Source organism: Nesterenkonia sp. LB17 (genome assembly GCF_022565915.1).
Lineage (GTDB): Bacteria > Actinomycetota > Actinomycetes > Actinomycetales > Micrococcaceae > Nesterenkonia.
The window spans coordinates 186,544-206,661 of the sequence record NZ_JAJOYX010000004.1 but is presented as its reverse complement, the minus strand read 5'-3'; the positions used below and the strand labels follow the sequence as shown (position 1 = coordinate 206,661).

Sequence of the window (20,118 nt, the reverse complement as noted above, 5' to 3'; positions counted from 1 at the left end):
AGCTGGTTCACTTGCCCCCGGCCAGCGCCAGGGTCGTCTCGGTGAGCACGCGCAGCACCGCGCCGGTGTGCCAGACCAGACCGCCGAGGTCGTCGATCCCGCTGTCCTCGAGGAACTGCTCGAGCTGGGGCTGGACGAAGTAGGCCATCACCAGCGCCATGACGTTGTTGAAGGCGTGCAGCAGCCAGGCGTAGACCAGCGAGCGCCCGGTGAGGATGTAGGCCACGGTGAACACCGAGCCCATCACCACGTAGGGCACCACCGAGACCACGGTGAGGTCCGTGGCCGCGCCGGGACTGGCGAGCATCGCCACCAGCGCCGGGATGAAGTGCAGCAGCGGGAAGGTGATCACCGAGATCGCCCCGCAGATCCAGATGTTGATATAGCGGGAGAGCTTCCCGATGAGCAGGTGGCGGAAGAAGTATTCCTCCACATAGGGGCCCAGCAGTCCCATCACCAGCACTGCGGCGAGGAACGGCACGAACGCCAGCATGGACTCGATCGCCAGCTGGTTCTCCGAGGTCTCCGGCTCCCCGCCCAGGCTCAGCACCAGCAGGGCGGTGAGGATCAGCGTGACCACCCAGGCCACGGGCACCAGCAGCAGCTTCAGCCACCACAGGTAGCCGAAGGCGCGCACCGAGCGCCACAACGCCTTGGCGGAGAGCGCGAGAGCGATGACCACCATCACCGCGTAGCCGATGACGTTGATCAGGAACAGCGCCTGCTGCTCCTGCTGCTCGACCCCGGAGCCCAGCATGGTGGAGAAGGGCGGCAGCAGGGCCAGCAGGCTCACGCCGCCGACGAGCATCACGATCACATAGACCAGCACCGCGATGAGATCGCCCCAGATGAAGCGGCCAGGCTCGGCGTCGCGCTGCCGCTTGCGCGGCGGGTGCGACGCCGGCGGCCACCCGCCCTGCGGCGGCTGGCCGGGCTGCTGACCGGGCTGCAGCGATTGGGCGTGCTGGTGAGGCGGCTCGCCGTAGGGGTGGACCGGCTGGCCGTAGTGCTGCGGCGGTCCGCCATGAAGACCGGGCTGAGGACCGTAGACATCGGGCGCCGGGTAGCGCGGATCATGGCCATAGGGGTTATGCGGAGGCTGAGTCATCACGTACCAGTTTAGTTCTGCGCGGTGATCGGGTCAGTTTTGCGAGGTGATGGGGCTGGGCGTCAGCAGGGTGGCGTTGCGCAGGTCACGCAGCTTGCGCGCCTGGGCCGCCACCGCGTGGTCCTCGTCGGTGATCGGCTCCCAGGGGGCGATCGTCCGCGCCGAGCCGGTGCCGTCCGGGGCGACCATCACCGGCAGCCCGTAGGCCACCACCGCGGGGTGCTTCTCGCGGCGGTCCCCGGCGCGGACACGGACCAGCACGTGCATGGATTTGGAACCGGTGAGCACCAGCCGGGCGTCGACCTCTACGAGGTCCCCGACGGTCACCGGCCGGTAGAAGCGGACTCCGCCTGTGAGCACCGCCGCGACCTCATGGCCGCTGTACCGCTCCGCGCAGATCTCCGCGGTCTTGTCGATCCACTTCATCACCGCGCCGCCCCGGATCTTGCCATCGGGGTACCGCTCGTCGGTGTCGGCGAGGAAGCGCATGGTCAGCGCCTCGGAGCTGCCCATGCCCTCGGGCAGGGACTGGATGGTCTCTTCCATCTGCCGGCGGTAGACCATCCGCTGGGAGGCGTCGAGGTCGCGCCGTCGCTCCAGCTCGGTCTGCGGCTCGAAGGCGGCGGCGGCAGCGGGCTCGCCGTCGTCGCCCACGGCGACATAGATCATGAAGCACTCGGTGCAGACCACCCAGCCCTCATCCTTGCGGATCAGCACCCGGGTCTGGATGTGCACCGAGGTGCGCCCGGTGTGGACCACCCGGGCCTGCACGGTGACCGGAGTCTCGCGTGGGACCGGCACGGTGAAGTGCATGTTTCCCACATAGGAGGTCACGCAGTCGGTCCGGGTCCAGGAGGCCGCACAGGCGTAGGCGGTCTTGTCGATCCAGTCCACCACCGTGCCAGCGGCCACGAAGGAGTCCGGGGAGGTGCCCGCCACCTCTCGAAATGTCAGTTCGATGCTGCTTCGCCGCGCCATGACCACGACGCTAGCACCCCCGCGTGCGAGACCCGCGCCATAGGTGGTCACCGCGCGGGTGTATATCGTGGACCCTAGAGACCTAGGATGGGGCACCGTGCCCAATCGGAGACGCCCCCGTCATTGGGCCGCCATCCGACCCTAGAACCATCTCAGCGTGAGGCAGATATGCACCCCTTTGAGAATCCGTTCCGACACAGCGCCGAAGCTAAACGCCACGCGCTGCGTCATTTCCGTGCCGTGATCTTCGATATGGACGGGGTCGTCACCGACACCGCCGGGGTGCACACGCGCGCATGGAAGGAACTCTTCGACACGGCTCTGCCGGAGATCGCCGGCTCCCCGCAGCCGGAGTTCACCGAAGAGGACTACCTGAACTTCGTCGACGGCCGACCCCGCGAGGACGGCGTGCGGTCGCTGCTGAACGCACGCAATCTCGACGTGCCCGAGGGCAGCCTCGATGATGCCCCCGACAGGCTGACGGTGAACGGGCTCGCCGCGCGCAAGCAGGGCTACTTCGAATCCGTGCTCGCCAGGGACGGTGTGGAGGTCTTTCACACCACCGTGGAACTGATCGAACAGCTGCGCAAGGACGGGATCCCCACCGCCCTGGTGACCTCCTCGCGCAATGGCCGCGAGGTGCTCACCATCGCCGGGCTGCTCGACGCGTTCACCGTGATCGTCGACGGCTCCGACGCGTTGGAGCTGGGCCTGCCGGGCAAGCCCAACCCGCATATGTTCCTCCACGCCGCAGAGCTGCTGCGCGTGGAGCCCCAGGACACCATCGTGGTCGAGGATGCGGCCTCAGGGGTCCAGGCCGGACGCGCCGGGGACTTCGGCATGGTCGTGGGGCTCAACCGCGGCGATGACCCGGCCCGGCTGAAGGAGGCCGGCGCCGACGTCGTGATCACCGATCTCGCCGTGATGAACCTCTCCTCCCGCACCACCCGCCCCTATGACTCGGACTGGGTGCTCTCCTATGACGGCTTCGATCCGAAGCTGGAACCCACCCGCGAGGTCCTGATGGCGATGGCCAACGGCTACTGGGGCACCCGCGGGCACTACCCGGGCACCGCGGCGGACGCCACCCACTACCCGGGCAGCTACATCGCCGGGGTGTTCAACCGGCTCAAGACCGACCTGATGGGCAAGACCGTGGAGACCGAGCACATGGTCAATGTGCCGGACTGGACCTTCCTGCAGGTGACCCCGGATGCCGGCACCCCGCTGCTGCCGGGCTCCCCCGAGCTGATCCACTACCACCAGGAACTCGACATGCGCCGCGGTGTGGCCACCAGGATCGCCCGCTATCAGGACCTCCATGGACGCCGCACCAAGGTGACCATGCGCCAGTTCCAGTCCCTGGCCGGCGTGCAGATCGCCGCGCTGGAGATGAAGATCGAGGCCGAGAACTGGTCCGGCAACGTCAATGTGCGCTCGATGATCGACGGCCGGGTGGCCAACCGCAACGTCGACGCCGACCGCGAGCTCGCCGGCAACCACCTGGATCCGGTGCAGTCCCGCGAGGTCGACGGCGAGACGGTGCTGCTGGAGACCCAGACGAACCAGTCCGAGGTGCGCATCGCCCTGGCGACCCGCACCTCCGTGACCACCTCCGGGTCCAGCAACCCGATGCGTCGGGCGATCCACGAGGGTGAACTCGTCGCAGGCCACGACATCTCGCTGGCGCTGGAATCCGGCAGGCCGGTGATCCTGGAGAAGATCGCGGCGGTCTCGAACTCCCACGACCAGGCGATCTCCACCGTGTGGCACAACGCGGTCAAGAAGGTCCAGCGGGCCTCGAGCTTCCGCACCATGCTGACCTACCACGAGGAGATGTGGGGCGTGCTCTGGCACCGCTTCGCCGTCTCCATCGGGGCGAACCCCTCCCGCCAGCAGATGGCGCTGAACCTGCACACCTTCCACGTGCTGCAGACCGCCTTCGGCGCCCGCCACGATCTGGACGCGACCCTGCCCGCGCGCGGGCTCACCGGCGAGGGCTACCGCGGACATCTCTTCTGGGACGAGATGTTCATGTACCCGATGCTCACCCTGCGCCGACCCGAACTGACCCGTGGGCTGCTGCTCTACCGCTACCGGCGGCTCAGCGAGGCCCGCGCGATGGCCCGCAGTGAGGGCTACGACGGCGCCATGTTCCCCTGGCAGGCCGGCTCTGACGGCCGCGAGGAGACCCCCAGCGAGCTGTGGAACCCGCGCTCCGGAATGTGGATGCCGGACAACTCCCACCGTCAGCGCCACGTCTCCCTGGCCATCGCCTACTCGGTGCTGCAGTACTTCGAGACCACGCAGGACTACACCTTCCTGGCCGACTATGGGGCTGAGATCCTGGTGGAGATCTCCCGGTTCTTCGTGTCCATGACCACCTACGACGCCGAGTCCGACCGGTTCAGCATCGACGGCGTGATGGGCCCCGACGAATACCACGACGGCACCGCCGAGGCGCCCGGCACGGGTCTGCGCGACAACGCGTACACCAACGTGCTGACCTCCTGGATGCTGCGCCACACCTCACGACTGGTGCGCGATCTCGACGGCCGCGACGATCCGCTCTCGGAATGGCTCGACATCTTCGAAGACGAGCTGGACCACTGGGAGCACATCGCCAAGCGGCTGCACGTTCCCTTCCACGAGGACAACGTGATCAGCCAGTTCGAGGGCTACGAGGCGCTGGAGGAGTTCGACTGGGAGGGCTACCGCGCCAGATACGGCAACATCGGGCGGCTGGACCTGATCCTGCAGGCCGAAGGTGACTCGACCAACCGGTACAAGCTCTCCAAGCAGGCCGACGTGCTCATGCTCTGCTACATCTTCTCCGCCGATGAGCTCATCGAGACGCTGAACCACATGGGCTATGAGCTCTCCATGGAAGACTTCGGCCGCACGGTCGAGTACTACCTGGCCCGGTCTTCCCACGGCTCCACGCTCTCCCGGCTGGTCCACGGCTGGGTGGCGGCCCGGTTCGACCGCTCCGGCTCCTGGAACCTGTTCAAGGAGGCGCTGGAGGCCGACCTCGCCGACACCCAGGGCGGCACCACCCGCGAGGGCGTGCACCTGGGCGCGATGGCGGGCACCGTGGACATGGTGCTGCGCTGCTATGGCGGCGTGGAGACCCGCGCCGACGCGCTGTGGCTGCACCCGCTGCTGCCCGATGAGCTGCCCGCGCTGACCTTCCGGATGCGCTACCGCAACCAGCCCATCGTGGTCTCGATCAACCACGAGGTCGTCGAGCTCAAGCTCTCCGAGGGCTCGGCCGAGCCGATCGACGTCAACGTCGAGGGCACCCCGAAGACCATGGCCCCGGGTGAGACCTGGACGGTGAAGCTGGCGCACTCCGCACGAGTGCATCAGCGCCAGCCCGCCGAGGTCTGAGCCGCTGGGAATACAGAACACGAGGAACGAAGACGTCGGCCCACCCGGTTCTCCCGGGTGGGCCGTCGTCGTTCTTCGCGACGTCCCGGGCATGTTCAGCAGACCAGAAATCCTCCTCGGACCCCTTCCGGAAACCACGAGATCCCGTATTGTATGGACAGGTTCTACTGCGTTTGTGCAACTGTTCAAACCACGCCGCAGCCTGCTTGCACTATGCGGCACAGGGTCCAGCAGAATGCGCGGGCAGGGAGTCCTCAGGCGTCTCATCCTTGAACAGGAGGGTTCCCATGAAACAGAGTCCGGCTGAGTCACAGAGTCCGGCTGAGTCACGAAGTCCGGCCGAGTCACGAAGTCCGGCCGAGCACCCCGGCGGCGCCGACCTCGCCCCTGAGGTGATCGCCCCGCCACAGCTCGGCACCGACGCCAGGGACCTTCCGACCCGGGCTGAGCGCCGTCGTCTCGCCGAAGCGGGACGACCCTTCATCGCCGTGGCGCCGGAGAAGCCGCAGGGCGGACTGCGCAGATTCCTCTATACGGCCACGGGCGGGGTGATCAACATCGGGCCCAGCCAGAAGGAGCTCCAGGAGCAGGAGCTGATCGAGCGGATCGCCCGGCCGCTGCAGGGCAGTCACAACACCGCCGTGCTCTCGCTCAAGGGCGGCATCGGAAAGACCTCCACCACGGTGGGGATCGGCATGACCCTGGCGCACCACCGCGGCGACATCCCCTGCGCCATCGACGCCAACCCGGATTCCGGGGACCTGGTGGAGCGCGCCCTGGGCGAACGTGCCACCCAGGCGCACCAGCCGCCGAGCATCACCGATCTGCTGGAGAACCTCGACCACGTCAACTCGCTGACCGCGCTGCAGGGGTACCTGCAGCAGGCCGGGCGGCTGCACGTGCTCGCCGGGGAGCAGGACCCGGCCCTCTCGGACAGCCTCACCGCCGAGGAATGGCGCAGGATCCATGCGGAGTTCGCGAAGTACTATTCGGTGGTCGTCACCGACTGCGGGACCGGGGTCACCCACAACGCCATGGAGGGGATCCTGCACACCGCGGACAACATCGTCATCGCCGCGGGCTTCGCGGTCTCCGGGGCCCAGCGCGCGCTGCAGACGCTGAACTGGCTGGCGAACCACGGTTATCAGCAGCTGGCCCGGGAATCCATCGTGGTGATCACCGACAAGGAGCGCGTCTCAGACCGGGTGGACAAGCAGGCCATCCAGGAGAGCCTGCGCGGCTACTGCGGCAAGCTGGTGGTGGTGCCCTTCGACCGCGCCGTGGTGGACGGGGACCGGATCAACCTGGACATGCTCCAGGCGGAGACCCGCCGGGCGTACATGAACATCGCCGCTGCCATGGTGGACGGGTACAAGTAGCTTTCGCGGTAGAGCTTCAAGCACGACGACGGCGGCCGCCCACCTGGTTCCAGGTGCGCGGCCGCCGTCGTCTGTGTTGCAGAGGTCGATCAGCCGAAGAGGCCGACCAGGGTGAAGTAGAAGACCGAGGGGCCCAGCAGGGCGCCGAGTCCGGTGTAGAAGGTCGCGGTCATCGCCCCGTACGGGACCAGCCGCTTGTCCGTGGCGGCGAGTCCGCCGGCCACTCCCGAGGTGGTGCCCATCAGCCCGCCGTAGGCCATCGCCGACTTCGGGTTGTTCAGCCCGATGAACGGCGCGATCATCGGAGTGCCCACCATGACCACCACGGCCTTGATCAGGCCGGCGGCCACCGAGAGTGCGATCACCTCGGAGCTGGCGCCCACCGCGGTGCCGGTGACCGGTCCCACGATGTAGGTCGCGGCCCCGGATCCGATGGTCGCCATCGATTCGGGGTCGGTGTAGCCGAACGCGGCGGCCACCGCGGCGCCCACCACGAAGGAGACGACGATGCCTGCCAGCAGGGCCAGCCCGCCGGCGGCGCCGGCCTTCTTGATCTCATCCAGGTCCACGCCGTAGGCGGTGGCCACGATGGCGAAGTCGCGCAGCATCGCGCCGCCCATCAGGCCCAGGCCGCTGAAGATGGCGATATCGGCCATGCCGGCCTCGCCTCCGGTGTTGATGCCGCCGAAGTAGGCGAGCACCAGGCCGAGCATGATGGCGATGGCGGAGCCCTGCAGGCGTCCTCGGGTCAGCGTCTTGGACAGCCAGCCCGAGATCATCATCAGCGCGCCGACCACCACGAAGGCGAAGAGCAGTCCGTTGCGTTCGAGCACATCAGCAATGATGTCCATCTCAGGCCTCCTGCTTCTCTGCCTCGGTCATCGCGGGCAGCGGTTCAGACTGTCCTCCGATGCGCGAGATCACCGGCACCAGCGCTGCACCTGCGGTGAGCGCGCCGAGACCGGCGAGCGCTGCCATCGGTCCGCCGCCGATCGCGTCGGCGACGTTCTGGGTGGCCGCCATGGCGATCACGATCGGGATGTACAGGGCGGACCAGAACAGCACGCCCTGTTCGGTCGGCTTGGGGAACAGGCCTCGTTTGCGCAGCCTGTCGGTGGCCACGACGAGCAGGATCATGGCGAAGCCCACCCCGCCGACATTGGCGTCGACCCCTACTGCGACCCCGAGGGCGTCACCGATCAGCTTTCCCACGAGCAAGCACAGCGCCAGCGCTGCGACTCCATAGAGAACCATCGTCTACTCCTGACTTGCGGTTGAAGTTTCTTGAGCGAGCATTCAGCTGTTGAACAGCTCTGTGTACTGCTTGCGCAGCTCGGCCTTCTGGACCTTGCCCATCACGTTGCGCGGCAGTTCCTCCACGAAGCGGACGGCGCGAGGCTGCTTGAAGCGGGCCAGCTCGCCGGCGAGCGACTGCAGGATCTTCGCCTCATCGGGGGCGTCGCCTCCGGCGGGGACCACCACGGCGACCAGGCCCTCGCCCAGATCCGGGTGGGGCACCCCGATCACGGCGGATTCGGTGACGCCGGGGTGGTCATCGATGAGTCCCTCCACCTCTTTGGGGTAGATGTTGAACCCTCCGGAGATGACCAGATCCTTGTCGCGGCCCACGATGCTCAGGTAGCCCTGGTCATCGATCACTCCGAGGTCGCCGGTGATGAAGAAGCCGTCCTCGCGGAGCTCCTCGGCGGTCTTCTCCGGCATGTTCCAGTACCCGACGAAGACGTTGGGGCCGCGGACCTCGATGATGCCGACCTCGCCCTGAGGCAGCGTCGCCTGGGTCTCCCGGTCCACGATCCGCACCTCGACGCCGGGCAGCGGATGCCCCACGGTGCCGGGGCGTCGCGGTCCCCCGCGGTAGGGGTTCGAGGTGTTCATCCCGGTCTCGGTCATCCCGTAGCGCTCGAGGATGGCGTGGCCGGTGCGGGCCTCGAAGGCCTCGTGATCGCTGGCCAGCAGCGGAGCGGAGCCGGAGACGAAGAGCCGGATCCCGGAGCAGGCTTCCGCGCTGAGCCGGTCCGTGCTGAGCAGCCGGGTATAGAAGGTGGGCACGCCCATCAGCACGGTGGCGCCCGGCATCGCGTCGAGCACCGCGTCGGCGTCGAACTTGGGCAGCCAGATCATCGAGGCTCCCGAGACCAGGGTCATGTTGACCGCCACGAAGAGCCCGTGGATGTGGAAGATCGGCAGCGCGTGGATCAGCACGTCTTCTCCGGTGTACTCCCAGGACTGGATCAGTGAGGCGCAGTTCGCCGCGAGATTGCCCTGGGTCAGCACCGCACCCTTGGAGCGGCCGGTGGTCCCGGAGGTGTAGAGGATCGCGCCGGGGTCTGAAGGGCGCATCTGGGTGATCTCGGCGTACTCCTGCTCGGCGGCGAGCAGCGTGCCCTCTTCGGACGTGCCGAGGGTCTCGACGACGATGCCGTCCTTGCCGCGCTGTTCATGCTCGCGGGCCTGACTCGGGTCACAGACGAGCACCCTCGGGGCGGCGTCGGACATGAAGTAGTCCATCTCGGCCCCGGTGTAGGCGGTGTTCAGCGGCAGGTACACCCCGCCCACCTGCAGCGTGGCCAGATAGAGCGCGATGGCCTGCGGGGACTTCTCCACCTGCGCGGCCACCCGGTCACCGGGGACGACGCCGTCGCCGATCAGCTTCGTGGCGATCCGGCGCGAGGTGTGGAGCACCTGCGCGTAGGTGAGCGTGCGCCCACCTGGAAGATGGAAGAGCGGCTTCTCCGGGTGCGCCTGCGCCTGCTGGATGAAGCTCTGGTAGATGCCGTCGGGGTGGTTGTCCACTGGTGAGGTTCCCTTCTCGCTGCGGTTGTCTTCTCTGCTGCTGTCTGTGCTGGTGGTGGCTTTGCTGGTGTGTGGGCCGTTCAGGTCTGTGCTGTCTGGAAGCAGCGCCGTGACGTGGTCACCCAGGGCGATCACCCCGTGCCGGACGTAGTTCTCGTGGCGCTGCTCCACCAGGGATGGTTCGTAGCGGTAGTTGATCATCGCCCCGTAGGACTGGTCCCACATGTAGTCCGCGCCGCTGGCCGGCCAGTGCAGCTGCCAGGCCGTGGCGCCGTTGCCCAGGTGGAAGCGGGCCACCGGATCCAGCGGCTGCCCATCCGACCGGCGTTCGACGGCGATGTAGCGTGCCAGCGCTGCGCAGAGCCGCTCGCGCAGCTCCGCGGCGGCGGCCTCGCCCGGGCTGGACGCACCCCTCATGCTCGCTGCGCCGCGCGCATCTGCCGGTCCCGTGAGCTCCGCAAGGTCGACGTGAAGCGCGGCGAGCTCCGCGGATGTCGCGGTGCGGGCCTGCTCGCGCAGCCAGCGCCGGAAACCGGGGATCGGTGAGAGCGTGACGAAATGCCCCAGATGCGGCAGCTCGGTGGAGACCTGGTCGATGACCTGCTTGATCAGCAGGCTCCCGAAGGAGATGCCGGCCAGGCCATCCAGGGAGTTGTTGATCGAGTACAGCACCGCGGTGTCGGCCTTGGCCGGGGAGAGCGCCTCGGTCGGGGTCAGCAGCGGCTCGACGGCACCGGGCACCCCCTTGACCAGCGCCACTTCGACGAAGATCAGCGGGAGGTTCCCGGTGGCGGGGTGGAAGAACGCGTAGCAGGTGCGGTCCTTGGGACGGAGACGTCGCTTGAGCTCGTTGAGGTCCCGCATCGGGTGGACCTTCTCGTAGCGCAGCAGGTGGTTCTTCATCTCCCGCGAGGCGTCCCAGCCGACCTGTTCCATGCGCAGGAACCCGCGATTGAACCAGGAGCTCAGCAGGTGCCGGAAGTCTCGGTCCAGAGGCGTGAGATCCGCGCGGTCTCGCAGGATCCGGCGCAGGTCGGCGCGCATGTTGACCAGGTGCAGGGTGCCGTCGGGGGCGTGGTTGAGCCGGCGCAGCAGCGCCTGGCGCCGCGGTTCGCTGGCCTCGAACAGGTCGGCCAGCTCGACCTGACCCTCGCTGGAGTCCCACTTCGCGTAGGCGCGGCGCAGCGCGTCTGGCTCCACTGCATAGGCATGGAGCATGTGCGCGAAGAACTCGGTCCGGGCGTCGTCGTCGAGTTCGCGGTATGTGGCCAGGGCCCGTTCGGCCACGGCTCGCATGGACGCCTCGCCCAGGTCCCCCATCAGCGCTGCGCAGGCAGCGGTGAGCTGCTCGAGGGGTGCGGACGCTGGTGCTTCGGCGCCCTGCTGGGTCTTGTGCCCGCCGAGGCTGCGCAGCAGATCGGCCAGGAGCCAGCCTTGAGTGGTCGCCATGATCCCTCCCTACGTGTATATCAATGACTGTGATGTATATAACAGGGACTATAGGGCATGAACGTGATCCACGCCACAATTTGCTCCTGGCGATATGCTCGTCGCAGGAGGTGTCATGGTCAGAGTCCCGGAATCCCAGCGTGTGCGTGATGCGCTGGAGAACGCCATCGTCGATGGACAATACGGTCCCGGCGAGCGGCTGGACCCTGCCAAGCTGCAGCAGGAATTCGGCTGTTCGCGCACCCCGGTGCGCGAGGCGCTGCAGGCGCTCGAGCGCTCCGGACTGGTGCGAATCCGCCCCAAGCAGGGCACCTATGTGACCGAGCTGAGCCTGCCCGAGCTGGCCGAGCGCTTTGAGCTGATGGCTGAGCTCGAGGGCATGGCCGCACGGCTGGCGTCACGACGCATCGAGCGCGAGCCCCTGGCGGAGCTGGGCGAGGCGCTGAGAGAATGTGAGCGCTTCGAGGCTCTGGGGGACGCCGATGGCTACTACTACGCCAACGCCTGGTTCCACGGGATCATCTACGACTCCTGCGGCAACGGGTATCTGCGGCAGCAGGCGCACGACCTGCGCCGGGTGCTGCAGCCCTACCGGCGGCTCCAGCTCCGCGCCCCCGACCGCATGCGCCGCTCTCTGGCCGAGCACCTCGCGATCGTGAACGCGATCGGCACCGGAGATGGTGAGACTGCGGAGGACACCGCCCGGGACCACGTCTTGGTGCAGGTCAAGGAGTTCAGCCAGCTCGTGCAGACCTGGACCAGACTGCGCGAAGCCCGCGCCGATCACGCCCAGACCCAGCTCCACTGAAAGGAACCAGATGTCACCGGAGCGAAGTCCCGAATTCATCGAGGCCATCTCACGCGGGTTGTCCGTCATCACGGCATTCACCCCTGAATACCCCAGCCTGACCCTGAGCCAGGTGGCCAAGGCCACCGATCTGGCGCGTCCCACCGCACGGCGGATCCTGATGACGCTGCAGGAGCTGGAATATGTCCGAGCGGAGAACGGCCTGTTCGCCCTGACCCCGCGGGTGATGGAGCTGGGCATGGCCTACGTGAGCTCCCTGGGACTCTGGGACGTGGCCAAGCCCCACCTGGAGGCGCTGGTCACCCACACCCACGAATCGGCCTCGATGTCTCAGCTGGACGGTCCCGACATCGTCTATGTGGCCCGGGTGGCGGTGCCCAAGCTGATCGGCCTGCGGGTGGACATCGGCACCCGCTTCCCGGCCCCGCCGACCTCCCAGGGCAAGGTGCTCCTCGCGGACATGGAGCGCCGGGCGATCCTGCAGCGACTCTCGGAACCCTCCCGCTCCTCGGTCATCCCTGTGGTGCAGTGGGACCAGAAGTCATTCCTGGAGGAGCTGGACCGCGTGCAGCGGCAGGGCTATGCGCTGGCCGATGAAGAGCTGGCCCGCGGCATCCGCTCGATCGCCGTGCCGGTCCGCGATGCCCACGGCCGGGTGCTGGCGTCGATGAACACCACGGTGCACGCCGCCGAGACCAGCGTGGAGACCCTGCTGACGAAGCACCTGCCGCCGCTGCGCGAGGCGGCGGCCGCAGTCACCGAGGACTGGACCCGCTGGCAGTCGCTGCCCAGCCACACCCGCGAGCGCGACGCCGCCGACGTCGGACGGCTCCCGCTGCTGGCCTCACCGGAGGCCTGATCGACTCGGCCTGAACTGCCAGTGCTGAGCCGCTGTGCGGGGAGGGTTGCGCACGGGTCACATCGCCACGGAGGGGTAGTCCCGTCCGGTCCAGTGGTCCAGCTTCTGCGCCATCTCGGTCTGGAACGCCAAGGGGCCTCTGGCGGCGGCGTACTCCTCGTCGAAGAGCGCGATGAACAGGGTGAGGTTCAAGAAGAAGTGGGCGCCGTGCTCGAAGAGCCACACGTAGTCATGGGTGGCCAGCGCCTCGCGCTCCTCAGCGGTGAACTCCAACCAGCTGGTCTGCTCCACGGGGTTCAGCCAGCGCCCGACGTCCTTCTCCCAGCGCTCCACGGTGGCCCGTGGATCATCCCGATAGCTGGCCACCCACTCGGGGTCCCGGTCGATGGTGAAGAGAAACTTGTTGACGTAGTACTTGCTCATGCTCGCTCCTCGTTCAGGCGCCGACGGCCGGGGCAGTGTGTTCTGTGCGGAACTGCTCCCAGGCCGGATCGGTGGCGTAGATCGGCCCGGTGCTGGCCTGGGCGGTCTGGGCCGCCCGGGCGGCGGCGTCGAGCTGGTCCTGGGTCCTGTTCGGGTACCAGGTCATGTACATCTCCCGGGTGTGGAACAGGTCCAGGTGATCGACGTAGTCGGCGTGGACTCCGGGACCGGCGATGCCCATCATGAGCAGCAGGTCCATGAAGCCATGGGTCGCGTTGCCCGCCCCGGCCATCGACTCATGGGTGACGTTGGCAAGGATCGCGTCGATGTTGCCGGTGGAGAGCCATTCGATGGCATCGGCGTCGAAGAGCGGATCCGGCCCGTGCTCGCCGAACTGGCGCGGCCCGCCGAGCTCCAGCGAGAGGTGCCCGGTGCCGATGGCGGCGACCTTCTTGTCGCTGGGGAAGCTGTCGATGATCTCCCTGATCGCCCGTCCCACCTGGTAGAAGCGGCGCGGGGAGGGCAGCGGGGGCACGAAGATGTTCGTGTAGATCGGCACGATCGGCAGATCCGCCTGGGGACGGACCGTGATGATCGGGCAGATGATGGAGTGATCGATCTTCAGCTCATGACTGACCGAGAAGTCGAATTCCTTGACCAGCAGCTCCTCGTGCATGTAGCGAGAGAGCTCGAGGTCTCCGGCCAGGGTGTACTTCGGGATCCCGAACTCGCGCTCCTCGTTGTAGAAGGTGGCGTCATAGGTCTCCTGCTTGCCGATCAGGAACTGCGGATAGTTGTCCAGCCAGAGCTGGTGGAAGTGATCCGCACCGACCATCACCAGGATGTCCGGCTCCGCGGCGGTGAGCGTCTCCCGGTAGGCCTCGACCTTGCGCTGCCAGTCGGCGGCATAGGGCGGGCGCTGATCCTGAGGGGAGGTGGTGGCCTTGTAGTAGAACGGGTGGTGGGTGCTCGCCAGCACCGCTGTCAGCTCTGCCATGCTCAGTTCTCCTTGGAATCGTCCGGGGTCAGCGGAACGAACGTCGCATTCCGGTCCACGTGCATGTAGATGTCGTTGGCGATCGGGTTCCGCCGCTCCTCCGCGATCTGCCCCAGCAGCCCGGCGGTGCGGGCGAGCAGGGCGAACCCGCGCAGGAAGTCCACCGGAAGCCCCAGGTCAGCCAGGGCTGCCCCGCAGACCCCGGCGCCGTTGAGCGGAAGCTTCTTGCCCAGCACCTCTTCGCTGACCCGGCCCATGGCCTCGAACAGGCGCAGGTGCTCCCCGCGGGTGCCGCCCTCTTCGGCGATCTGGATCAGCCGCGGGGTGCGTGGGTCTCCCTGCTTGTGCACCGGATGGCCCAGGCCGGGGACGATCTGCTTGGCGGCCCGCGCCCGGGTGATGGCCTTCCGCGCCAGAGAGTCAAAGTCGGCGTCGGTGCTGCGCTCGCCGTCGTCCGCTTCCAGGACCTGGTGCAGGAACCTGCCGGTGTCCTCGGTGACGCCGAGGAAGCGGGAGCCGCCGCCGAGCAGACCCGCGGCGATCGCGCCCTGGATGGACTCCGGGGCTGAGAGGTAGGTCAGCCGGGCGGCGATCGCGGTGGGGGTGAAGCCATGATCGGCCAGCGCGACCAGCACCGCCTCGAAGGTCCGCAGCTCACCGGGGGTGGGCCGGCGGGTGGCGGTCATCCAGAACGCCAGCTCGGCGAACCCGACCTTGCCCATCAGGTCCTCGGAGAGGGACTGGCCCATGAGGCTGATCTCTTCGGTGGTGGAGGTCCCCAGCGAGGTGGGGTAGCTGGGCGTCTGATTCGTGTTCTCGGCGGCGCTCATCGCTGCGTCCCTTCTTCGGTCGTCAGCCAGGCTTTGATCTCCTCGGTGTGTTCGCCGAGCTTCGGCGGAGCCAGCTCATAGCGCGGGGTCATGGTGTTGAAGCTCAGCGGGTGCCGGACCCCAGGAACGGCGCTGTCGCCGCTGCCCACCTGCACCACCGGCTCCAGGCCCAGCGCTTCCGCGTATTCGACCCCCTGTCTGATGGAGTTGATCGGGCCGCAGGGCACGCCGACGTCGTTGAGCTTCTCGAAGAGCTCCTGGGCGGTGTGCTTGGCCAGCTCCGCCTCCAGGATCGGGCGGAGCTCGTCGCGGCGGTCGGTGCGGTCCCCGACGTCGGCGAAGCGCTCGTCCTGCGCGATCTCCGGGATCCCCAGCACCTTGCAGAGCCTGCCGAACTGGGTGTTGTTGCCGGCGGCGATGATCACGTCGTCATCGGCGGTGGGCATGGCCTCGTAGGGGTAGAGCGAGGGGTGGGCGTTGCCCATCCGCATCGGGGTGGTGCCGCCGCCCACGTAGGCGTGGGTCTGGTTCACCAGACCGGACATCGCCGAGGCCATCAGGGAAGCCTCCACATGGGCGCCGTCGCCGGTGTGGTCGCGCTGGCGCAGCGCAGCGAGGATGCCGATGGTCGAATGCAGTCCGGCCATCACGTCGAACACGCTGATCCCGGCGCGGTAGGGCGGGCCGTCCGGGGACCCGGTGAGGCTCATCAGCCCCGACATCGCCTGCACGATCAGGTCATAGCCGGGGTACTTGGCACCCTCGCCCTGGGTGCCGAAGCCGGTGATGGAGGAGTAGACGACGCTGGGGTTGGTCTTCGACACCGAGTCGTAGTCCAACCCGAACTTCTTGAGTCCGCCGGGCTTGAAGTTCTCGATGACGACGTCGGCGCGCCCGGCCAGACGCTGCGCAACGCAGAGATCGTCGCCGTCCTTGAAGTCCAGCACGATCGACTTCTTGTTGCGGTTGATCGCCGCGTAATAGGTGGAGACCCCGTCCGGGCGACGCGGCGGGACCCAGGTGCGCGTGTCATCTCCCCCGGTGCCCTCGACCTTGATCACCTCGGCACCGAGGTCTGCCAGCAGCATGGTGGCGTAGGGTCCCGCGAGCACCCGGGAGAAGTCAGCGATCAGGATCCCGTCCAGCGGAAGCCGGCCGCCTCCCCGCGGGGTCTGCGCGGCCTCCTCGCTTCCGGGCTGCGCGCCCAGGGCGCTGGTCTCATCTGGATGGTGCTGGCTCATCACGGAGTCCCCTTTCTGCGATTCCCACCCAGGCCGCGTCACCACCCTGCGTGTCGTCATGCGGACACCCGTCCGCTTATATCCTGGCCAGTTTCACACCGCTTGGGCGGGGCCGTCAACCCCGGGCGCGCCTGGTCGAGATCCCCTCGAGCGGGGTCCGTGAGATCGGAGTCACAAAGTAATCGGACTCTTGTCCACTGTGCGAACGCGCGCTATCGTGAGGGCCATCACAGAGATCTTCACAGGAGGCTGACATGAGTTCTGAAGCCGCATCCAACGGCACTGGCGCGCCCGTTCTCTTCAAGAACGGGATCGTGCTGACCATGGACAAGCAGCACAGCGTCTTGACCAGGGGCGACGTCCTGGTGCTGGGTGACACCATCGCGGCCATCGGCCCTGATCTCGAGGTGCCTGAGCACGCCCAGGTGATCGACGCCGCGGGCGGGATGATCACCCCCGGCTTCATCGACACGCATCGGCACATGTGGCAGACCGCCATGCGGGGCTACGGGGCCGACTGGACGCTGACCCAGTACTTCGTCTGGAACTACCTCGAGCATGGCAAGAAGTTCCGCCCCGAGGACATCTACGCCGGCAATCTGCTCTCCGCCGTGGAAGCCATCGACTCCGGGGTCACCACCTCGGTGGACTGGTCCCACGGGCTCTCCACCGTGGATCATGCCGACGCGGCCGTGGACGCCCTCGAAGAGGTCGCCGGCCGCTTCGTCTTCGCCTACGGCAACATCCACGCAGGGCCCTGGGAGTGGTCCGCCTCGCCGGAGTTCCACGACTTCGTGGACCGCCGGATCCCTCGCTCCGGCGGCCAGCTCGGCGATGACATGCTCGGCTTCCAGATGGCCTTCGACGTCACGGGCGACCCGGAGTTCCCCGAGAAGAAGGCCTTCGAGGTCGCCCGGGACCTAGGCGTGGGCGTCACCACCCACGCCGGCGTCTGGGGCGCGACGAACGACGACGGCATCCGGCTCATGCACGAGCACGGGTTCATGAACGAGAAGACCGTCTACGTCCACGCGGCGACGCTGAACCAGGACTCCTATCAGCGCATTGCAGCCACCGGAGGCGCGGCCTCGGTCTCGGCGGAGTCCGAGTCCAGCTGCGGGCAGGGCTATCCCTCCTCCTGGCAGCTGCGCAAGCATGGCATCCCGGTCTCCCTCTCGGTGGACACCTCGGTCTGGTGGAGCGCGGATCCGTTCGCGGCGATGCGCTCCACGCTGAGCTCGGACCGGGCGCGGGAGCACTTCGAGCACCATGCCACCGGCGAGACCTGCACCAATCTCGGCCTGCGCGCCGACCAGGTGGTCGGCTGGGCCACCCATGGTGGGGCCGAGGCGCTGGGGATGGAGAAGTCCATCGGCTCCCTCGAGGTCGGCAAGAAGGCCGACATCGTGCTGATCAAGAACGACGACTCCCCTGCGATGTTCCCGATCCTGAACCCGCACGGACACGTGGTCTTCCAGGCCCAGCGCGGGGATGTGCACACCGTGATGGTCAACGGCCGGATCGTGAAGCACCAGCACAAGCTGGTGGATGTGGATCTCGCCAAGGTGCGCCGCACCGTCGAGGCGACCGTGGAGCACATCGCCTCGGAGCTGGGCCAGCAGGAATGGGAGGCCGGGATGAGCCCCGAGGTTCCCGAGACCAAGATCCTGGACAACCCGTACACCTACACCGAATATCGCACCGAGAAGACCCATGCCGCGCAGGGGCGGGGTCCTGACGCCTGAGGGGGCGCAGTGCCCGCACGTGATCCTTCGCGCCGATCACATGCGGGCAAGACTGGGGCTGCGCTCGAGGGGAGCGCAGCCCCAGTCGTGTGCATCGAGGGTGGCGAGGCTCATCGGGCCGCGGCGCGCCGGACCACCAGCGCAAAGGGCACCGCCGCCGCCAGTGCCGCGAGCACGATGAGGACCCCCACCCAGCTGGCAGGCTCATGGATCAGCGTGGTCCAGGCCTCTCCGGAGAGCTGGGCGTCCAGCGAATAGGCCCCGGCGCCGGTGAAGCCCAGCACCGCGGCGGCCGCTGCCAACACGTAGGGGTACTCCCCGCCGCCGGCGATGTTCCAGAACTTCCCGGAGTTCAGCTGCAGGGTCACCCCGGCGACCACCATGGTCCCGGCCGCCAGCAGCGCCCCGACCGGGGTGAGGAAGCCGAACAGCAGCAGGGATGCGGCGATCAGCTCGGAGAGCCCGGCCGCGAGCACCATGCCGCGGCCCGGATGCAGCCCCAGGCTGGCGAAGATCTCCCCCTGGCGGTGCAGACCCTGGCCGCCGAACCAGCCCGCGAGCTTCTGGGTGGCGTGGGTGAAGAGGACCAGCGCCAGCACCAGGCGCAGCAGAAGCAGACCGATCTCCATGATCACCTTTCATCGGGCGGACGAGTGTCCGCTAAAGTCAGTGTCGTCCGGCAGGCCTGCCTCGTCAAGGGCCTCGGCACGTCTCGGCTGCTCTCGCGTAACATGAGGTGCCTCACACGAGATGACCCAGTCATGCGAGGAAGGGGGACACCGTCACAAGCTCAGCCGGACAGGATCCCCGCGCCCATGACCCCCGTGCCACCGAGCCGGCAAGTCTGTGGAAGCGGTTCAACGCCGGACTCCACGAGTTCTACGTGGCCCCCTACCGGCGGGTCTTCGCCCGCGCCAAGCGCGATGAGGAAGACCTGTTCATGATGCTGGTGCTCTCCGAGGCGCTGGGCCTGCCGAACCCCGCCTCCGGGATGACGCTGGAGCTGCTGCCCGAGATGCTGGACCGGATGCATGAATGGCACACCCGTCAGGGACTGGACCACTCCCCGATGGACGGACTCGGCTGCTGCTGAAAGGACTCGGTACAGATGCTGCTGGACCTGATTGAACGACGCCGCGTGATCTTTCTCGGCGGCAAGGGCGGAGTCGGCAAGACCGTCACCGCCTCGGCAGCGGCGCTGCACCAGGCCACCGCCGGCAGGCGGGTGCTGCTGGTCTCCACCGACCCCGCGCACAACCTGGGCCACCTGTGGGACCAGGCCGTGGGTGATGACCCGGTGGAGCTCTACCGCGATGACGCCAGCGGCGGAGTGCTGCGCGGCGTCGAGATCGATCCCCAGCGCACCATCGATGAGCACCTGGCAGAGGTCGGAGCCAACCTGCGGGACTTCATGCCCGAACACCTCCACCCCCAGGTGGCCGCTCACCTGAAGCTCTCCGCCCACTCACCGGGCACCCATGAATCAGCCATCCTGGAGCGGATCGCGGTGCTCATCGAGTACGGCCTGGACTCCCACGACCTCATCGTGTTCGACACCGCCCCCTCCGGCCACACAGCCCGGCTGATGGCACTGCCAAAGATCATGTCCACCTGGATGTCGGGCCTGCTGACCCGGCGCAGCAAGGCCGAGCGCTTCGGCGCGGCGGTGCGGGTCCTCGACGGTGACGACGACCCGGCGAAGACCTCTCCGACGAATCGCGACCAGCGGATCCGGCAGGTGCTGACCCGCCGCAAGGCGCGCTTCGAGATGATGCGCGAGGTCCTCGCCAACCCCAGGGCCTGCAGCTTCGTGATCGTGCTGACCCCCGAGCGACTTCCGGTGCTGGAGTCCACGGAGCTCTGCGCACAGCTGCGTGAGGCCGGCGTCGACGTCGGCGGGCTGGTGGTCAACCGCCTCTCCCCCACCGACGCCGGGGAGTACCTGGCCCAGCGGCGGCAGCAGGAACAGCGCCACCTCGACTCGCTGACCGAGCTGCTCCCCGGGGTCCCGGTGGACACGCTGCCGCTGCTCTCCGGCGACCTGGTGGGCCGGGCAGCGATCCAACGCCTGGCGCACGAGCTGAGCTGACGCAGCGG

At 67.8% G+C, this 20,118-nt stretch carries 17 protein-coding genes; 7 read left to right on the top strand and 10 right to left on the bottom strand.

Annotated features, from left to right (window positions below; genetic code table 11):
• Positions 1-7: 7 nt before the first annotated feature.
• Together LTH96_RS10905 and LTH96_RS10900 are read right to left on the bottom strand one after the other, a co-directional pair.
• Complete coding sequence (locus tag LTH96_RS10905; protein ID WP_241465757.1) at positions 8-1,108, bottom strand: type II CAAX prenyl endopeptidase Rce1 family protein; 1,101 nt, start codon at positions 1,106-1,108, stop codon at positions 8-10.
• A gap of 33 nt (positions 1,109-1,141) precedes the next feature.
• Entirely contained in the window at positions 1,142-2,086 is a 945-nt protein-coding gene (locus LTH96_RS10900) for an acyl-CoA thioesterase (protein ID WP_241465756.1), read from the bottom strand.
• A gap of 168 nt (positions 2,087-2,254) precedes the next feature.
• Between LTH96_RS10900 and LTH96_RS10895 the strand changes: the two genes are divergently transcribed.
• Both LTH96_RS10895 and LTH96_RS10890 read left to right on the top strand, forming a co-directional pair.
• Positions 2,255-5,476, top strand: a complete 3,222-nt coding sequence (locus LTH96_RS10895) for a beta-phosphoglucomutase family hydrolase (protein ID WP_241465755.1) — start codon at positions 2,255-2,257, stop codon at positions 5,474-5,476.
• Between the two features lie 287 nt (positions 5,477-5,763).
• Positions 5,764-6,855, top strand: a complete 1,092-nt coding sequence (locus LTH96_RS10890; protein WP_241465754.1) for a MinD/ParA family protein — start codon at positions 5,764-5,766, stop codon at positions 6,853-6,855.
• An 89-nt stretch (positions 6,856-6,944) separates the two neighbouring features.
• On the opposite strand, the gene madM is transcribed toward LTH96_RS10890, so the two are convergent.
• The 3 genes from madM to LTH96_RS10875 are packed head-to-tail and all read right to left on the bottom strand — an operon-like array spanning position 6,945 to position 11,118.
• Positions 6,945-7,706 carry a malonate transporter subunit MadM gene (gene madM / locus LTH96_RS10885; protein WP_241465753.1) on the bottom strand — a complete coding sequence of 254 codons (762 nt, stop codon included), beginning with the start codon at positions 7,704-7,706 and terminating at the stop codon, positions 6,945-6,947.
• Between the two features lies 1 nt (position 7,707).
• Positions 7,708-8,109, bottom strand: coding sequence for a malonate transporter subunit MadL (madL, locus tag LTH96_RS10880; protein ID WP_241465751.1), 402 nt, complete (start codon positions 8,107-8,109; stop codon positions 7,708-7,710).
• A 42-nt stretch (positions 8,110-8,151) separates the two neighbouring features.
• The gene (locus LTH96_RS10875; protein ID WP_241465750.1) at positions 8,152-11,118 is read right to left on the bottom strand and encodes an AMP-binding protein; all 2,967 of its coding nucleotides are present in this window, start codon (positions 11,116-11,118) and stop codon (positions 8,152-8,154) included.
• Positions 11,119-11,233: 115 nt separating this feature from the next.
• Between LTH96_RS10875 and LTH96_RS10870 the strand changes: the two genes are divergently transcribed.
• Complete coding sequence (locus LTH96_RS10870; protein WP_241465749.1) at positions 11,234-11,926, top strand: GntR family transcriptional regulator; 693 nt, start codon at positions 11,234-11,236, stop codon at positions 11,924-11,926.
• Between the two features lie 10 nt (positions 11,927-11,936).
• Positions 11,937-12,785 carry an IclR family transcriptional regulator C-terminal domain-containing protein gene (locus tag LTH96_RS10865; RefSeq protein ID WP_241465748.1) on the top strand — a complete coding sequence of 283 codons (849 nt, stop codon included), beginning with the start codon at positions 11,937-11,939 and terminating at the stop codon, positions 12,783-12,785.
• A gap of 57 nt (positions 12,786-12,842) precedes the next feature.
• Here the strand turns inward: LTH96_RS10865 and LTH96_RS10860 are convergent, their stop codons facing one another.
• Genes LTH96_RS10860 through LTH96_RS10845 form a run of 4 tightly spaced genes read right to left on the bottom strand, consistent with a single transcriptional unit; the run spans position 12,843 to position 16,276 of the window.
• A complete protein-coding gene (locus LTH96_RS10860; protein WP_241465747.1) occupies positions 12,843-13,208 on the bottom strand; it encodes a hypothetical protein in 366 nt (121 codons plus the stop codon).
• A 13-nt stretch (positions 13,209-13,221) separates the two neighbouring features.
• Entirely contained in the window at positions 13,222-14,205 is a 984-nt protein-coding gene (locus LTH96_RS10855; RefSeq protein WP_241465746.1) for a hypothetical protein, read from the bottom strand.
• Between the two features lie 2 nt (positions 14,206-14,207).
• Positions 14,208-15,035: a citryl-CoA lyase gene (locus LTH96_RS10850; RefSeq protein ID WP_241465745.1), complete on the bottom strand. Its 828-nt coding sequence runs from the start codon at positions 15,033-15,035 to the stop codon at positions 14,208-14,210.
• On the bottom strand, positions 15,032-16,276 hold the full coding sequence (locus tag LTH96_RS10845; RefSeq protein WP_241465744.1) for a CaiB/BaiF CoA-transferase family protein: 1,245 nt from the start codon (positions 16,274-16,276) through the stop codon (positions 15,032-15,034). Before LTH96_RS10845 ends, LTH96_RS10850 begins: the two co-directional genes overlap by 4 nt.
• Positions 16,277-16,530: 254 nt before the next feature.
• On the opposite strand from LTH96_RS10845, the gene LTH96_RS10840 reads away from it, so the two are divergent.
• Positions 16,531-18,021, top strand: a complete 1,491-nt coding sequence (locus LTH96_RS10840; protein ID WP_241465742.1) for an amidohydrolase family protein — start codon at positions 16,531-16,533, stop codon at positions 18,019-18,021.
• A gap of 110 nt (positions 18,022-18,131) precedes the next feature.
• Here LTH96_RS10840 and LTH96_RS10835 read toward each other — a convergent pair whose 3' ends face one another.
• Positions 18,132-18,650, bottom strand: coding sequence for a DoxX family protein (locus tag LTH96_RS10835; protein WP_241465741.1), 519 nt, complete (start codon positions 18,648-18,650; stop codon positions 18,132-18,134).
• A 215-nt stretch (positions 18,651-18,865) separates the two neighbouring features.
• Between LTH96_RS10835 and LTH96_RS10830 the strand changes: the two genes are divergently transcribed.
• A complete protein-coding gene (locus LTH96_RS10830) occupies positions 18,866-19,114 on the top strand; it encodes a cory-CC-star protein (RefSeq protein WP_241465795.1) in 249 nt (82 codons plus the stop codon).
• A 15-nt stretch (positions 19,115-19,129) separates the two neighbouring features.
• On the top strand, positions 19,130-20,110 hold the full coding sequence (locus LTH96_RS10825) for an ArsA family ATPase (RefSeq protein WP_241465740.1): 981 nt from the start codon (positions 19,130-19,132) through the stop codon (positions 20,108-20,110).
• Positions 20,111-20,118 lie beyond the last annotated feature (8 nt).

What these genes read in the sequence shown, in the direction of transcription:
- LTH96_RS10855 (WP_241465746.1), bottom strand. Translation starts at nt 14,205, where the DNA reads ATGGCAGAGCTGACAGCGGTGCTGGCGAGCACCCACCACCCGTTCTAC.
- LTH96_RS10905 (WP_241465757.1), bottom strand. Translation starts at nt 1,108, where the DNA reads ATGACTCAGCCTCCGCATAACCCCTATGGCCATGATCCGCGCTACCCG.
- LTH96_RS10840 (WP_241465742.1), top strand. Translation starts at nt 16,531, where the DNA reads ATGAGTTCTGAAGCCGCATCCAACGGCACTGGCGCGCCCGTTCTCTTC.
- LTH96_RS10875 (WP_241465750.1), bottom strand. Translation starts at nt 11,118, where the DNA reads ATGGCGACCACTCAAGGCTGGCTCCTGGCCGATCTGCTGCGCAGCCTC.
- LTH96_RS10845 (WP_241465744.1), bottom strand. Translation starts at nt 16,276, where the DNA reads ATGAGCCAGCACCATCCAGATGAGACCAGCGCCCTGGGCGCGCAGCCC.
- madM (WP_241465753.1), bottom strand. Translation starts at nt 7,706, where the DNA reads ATGGACATCATTGCTGATGTGCTCGAACGCAACGGACTGCTCTTCGCC.
- LTH96_RS10825 (WP_241465740.1), top strand. Translation starts at nt 19,130, where the DNA reads ATGCTGCTGGACCTGATTGAACGACGCCGCGTGATCTTTCTCGGCGGC.
- LTH96_RS10890 (WP_241465754.1), top strand. Translation starts at nt 5,764, where the DNA reads ATGAAACAGAGTCCGGCTGAGTCACAGAGTCCGGCTGAGTCACGAAGT.
- LTH96_RS10900 (WP_241465756.1), bottom strand. Translation starts at nt 2,086, where the DNA reads ATGGCGCGGCGAAGCAGCATCGAACTGACATTTCGAGAGGTGGCGGGC.
- LTH96_RS10860 (WP_241465747.1), bottom strand. Translation starts at nt 13,208, where the DNA reads ATGAGCAAGTACTACGTCAACAAGTTTCTCTTCACCATCGACCGGGAC.
- LTH96_RS10850 (WP_241465745.1), bottom strand. Translation starts at nt 15,035, where the DNA reads ATGAGCGCCGCCGAGAACACGAATCAGACGCCCAGCTACCCCACCTCG.
- madL (WP_241465751.1), bottom strand. Translation starts at nt 8,109, where the DNA reads ATGGTTCTCTATGGAGTCGCAGCGCTGGCGCTGTGCTTGCTCGTGGGA.
- LTH96_RS10895 (WP_241465755.1), top strand. Translation starts at nt 2,255, where the DNA reads ATGCACCCCTTTGAGAATCCGTTCCGACACAGCGCCGAAGCTAAACGC.
- LTH96_RS10870 (WP_241465749.1), top strand. Translation starts at nt 11,234, where the DNA reads ATGGTCAGAGTCCCGGAATCCCAGCGTGTGCGTGATGCGCTGGAGAAC.
- LTH96_RS10835 (WP_241465741.1), bottom strand. Translation starts at nt 18,650, where the DNA reads ATGGAGATCGGTCTGCTTCTGCTGCGCCTGGTGCTGGCGCTGGTCCTC.
- LTH96_RS10865 (WP_241465748.1), top strand. Translation starts at nt 11,937, where the DNA reads ATGTCACCGGAGCGAAGTCCCGAATTCATCGAGGCCATCTCACGCGGG.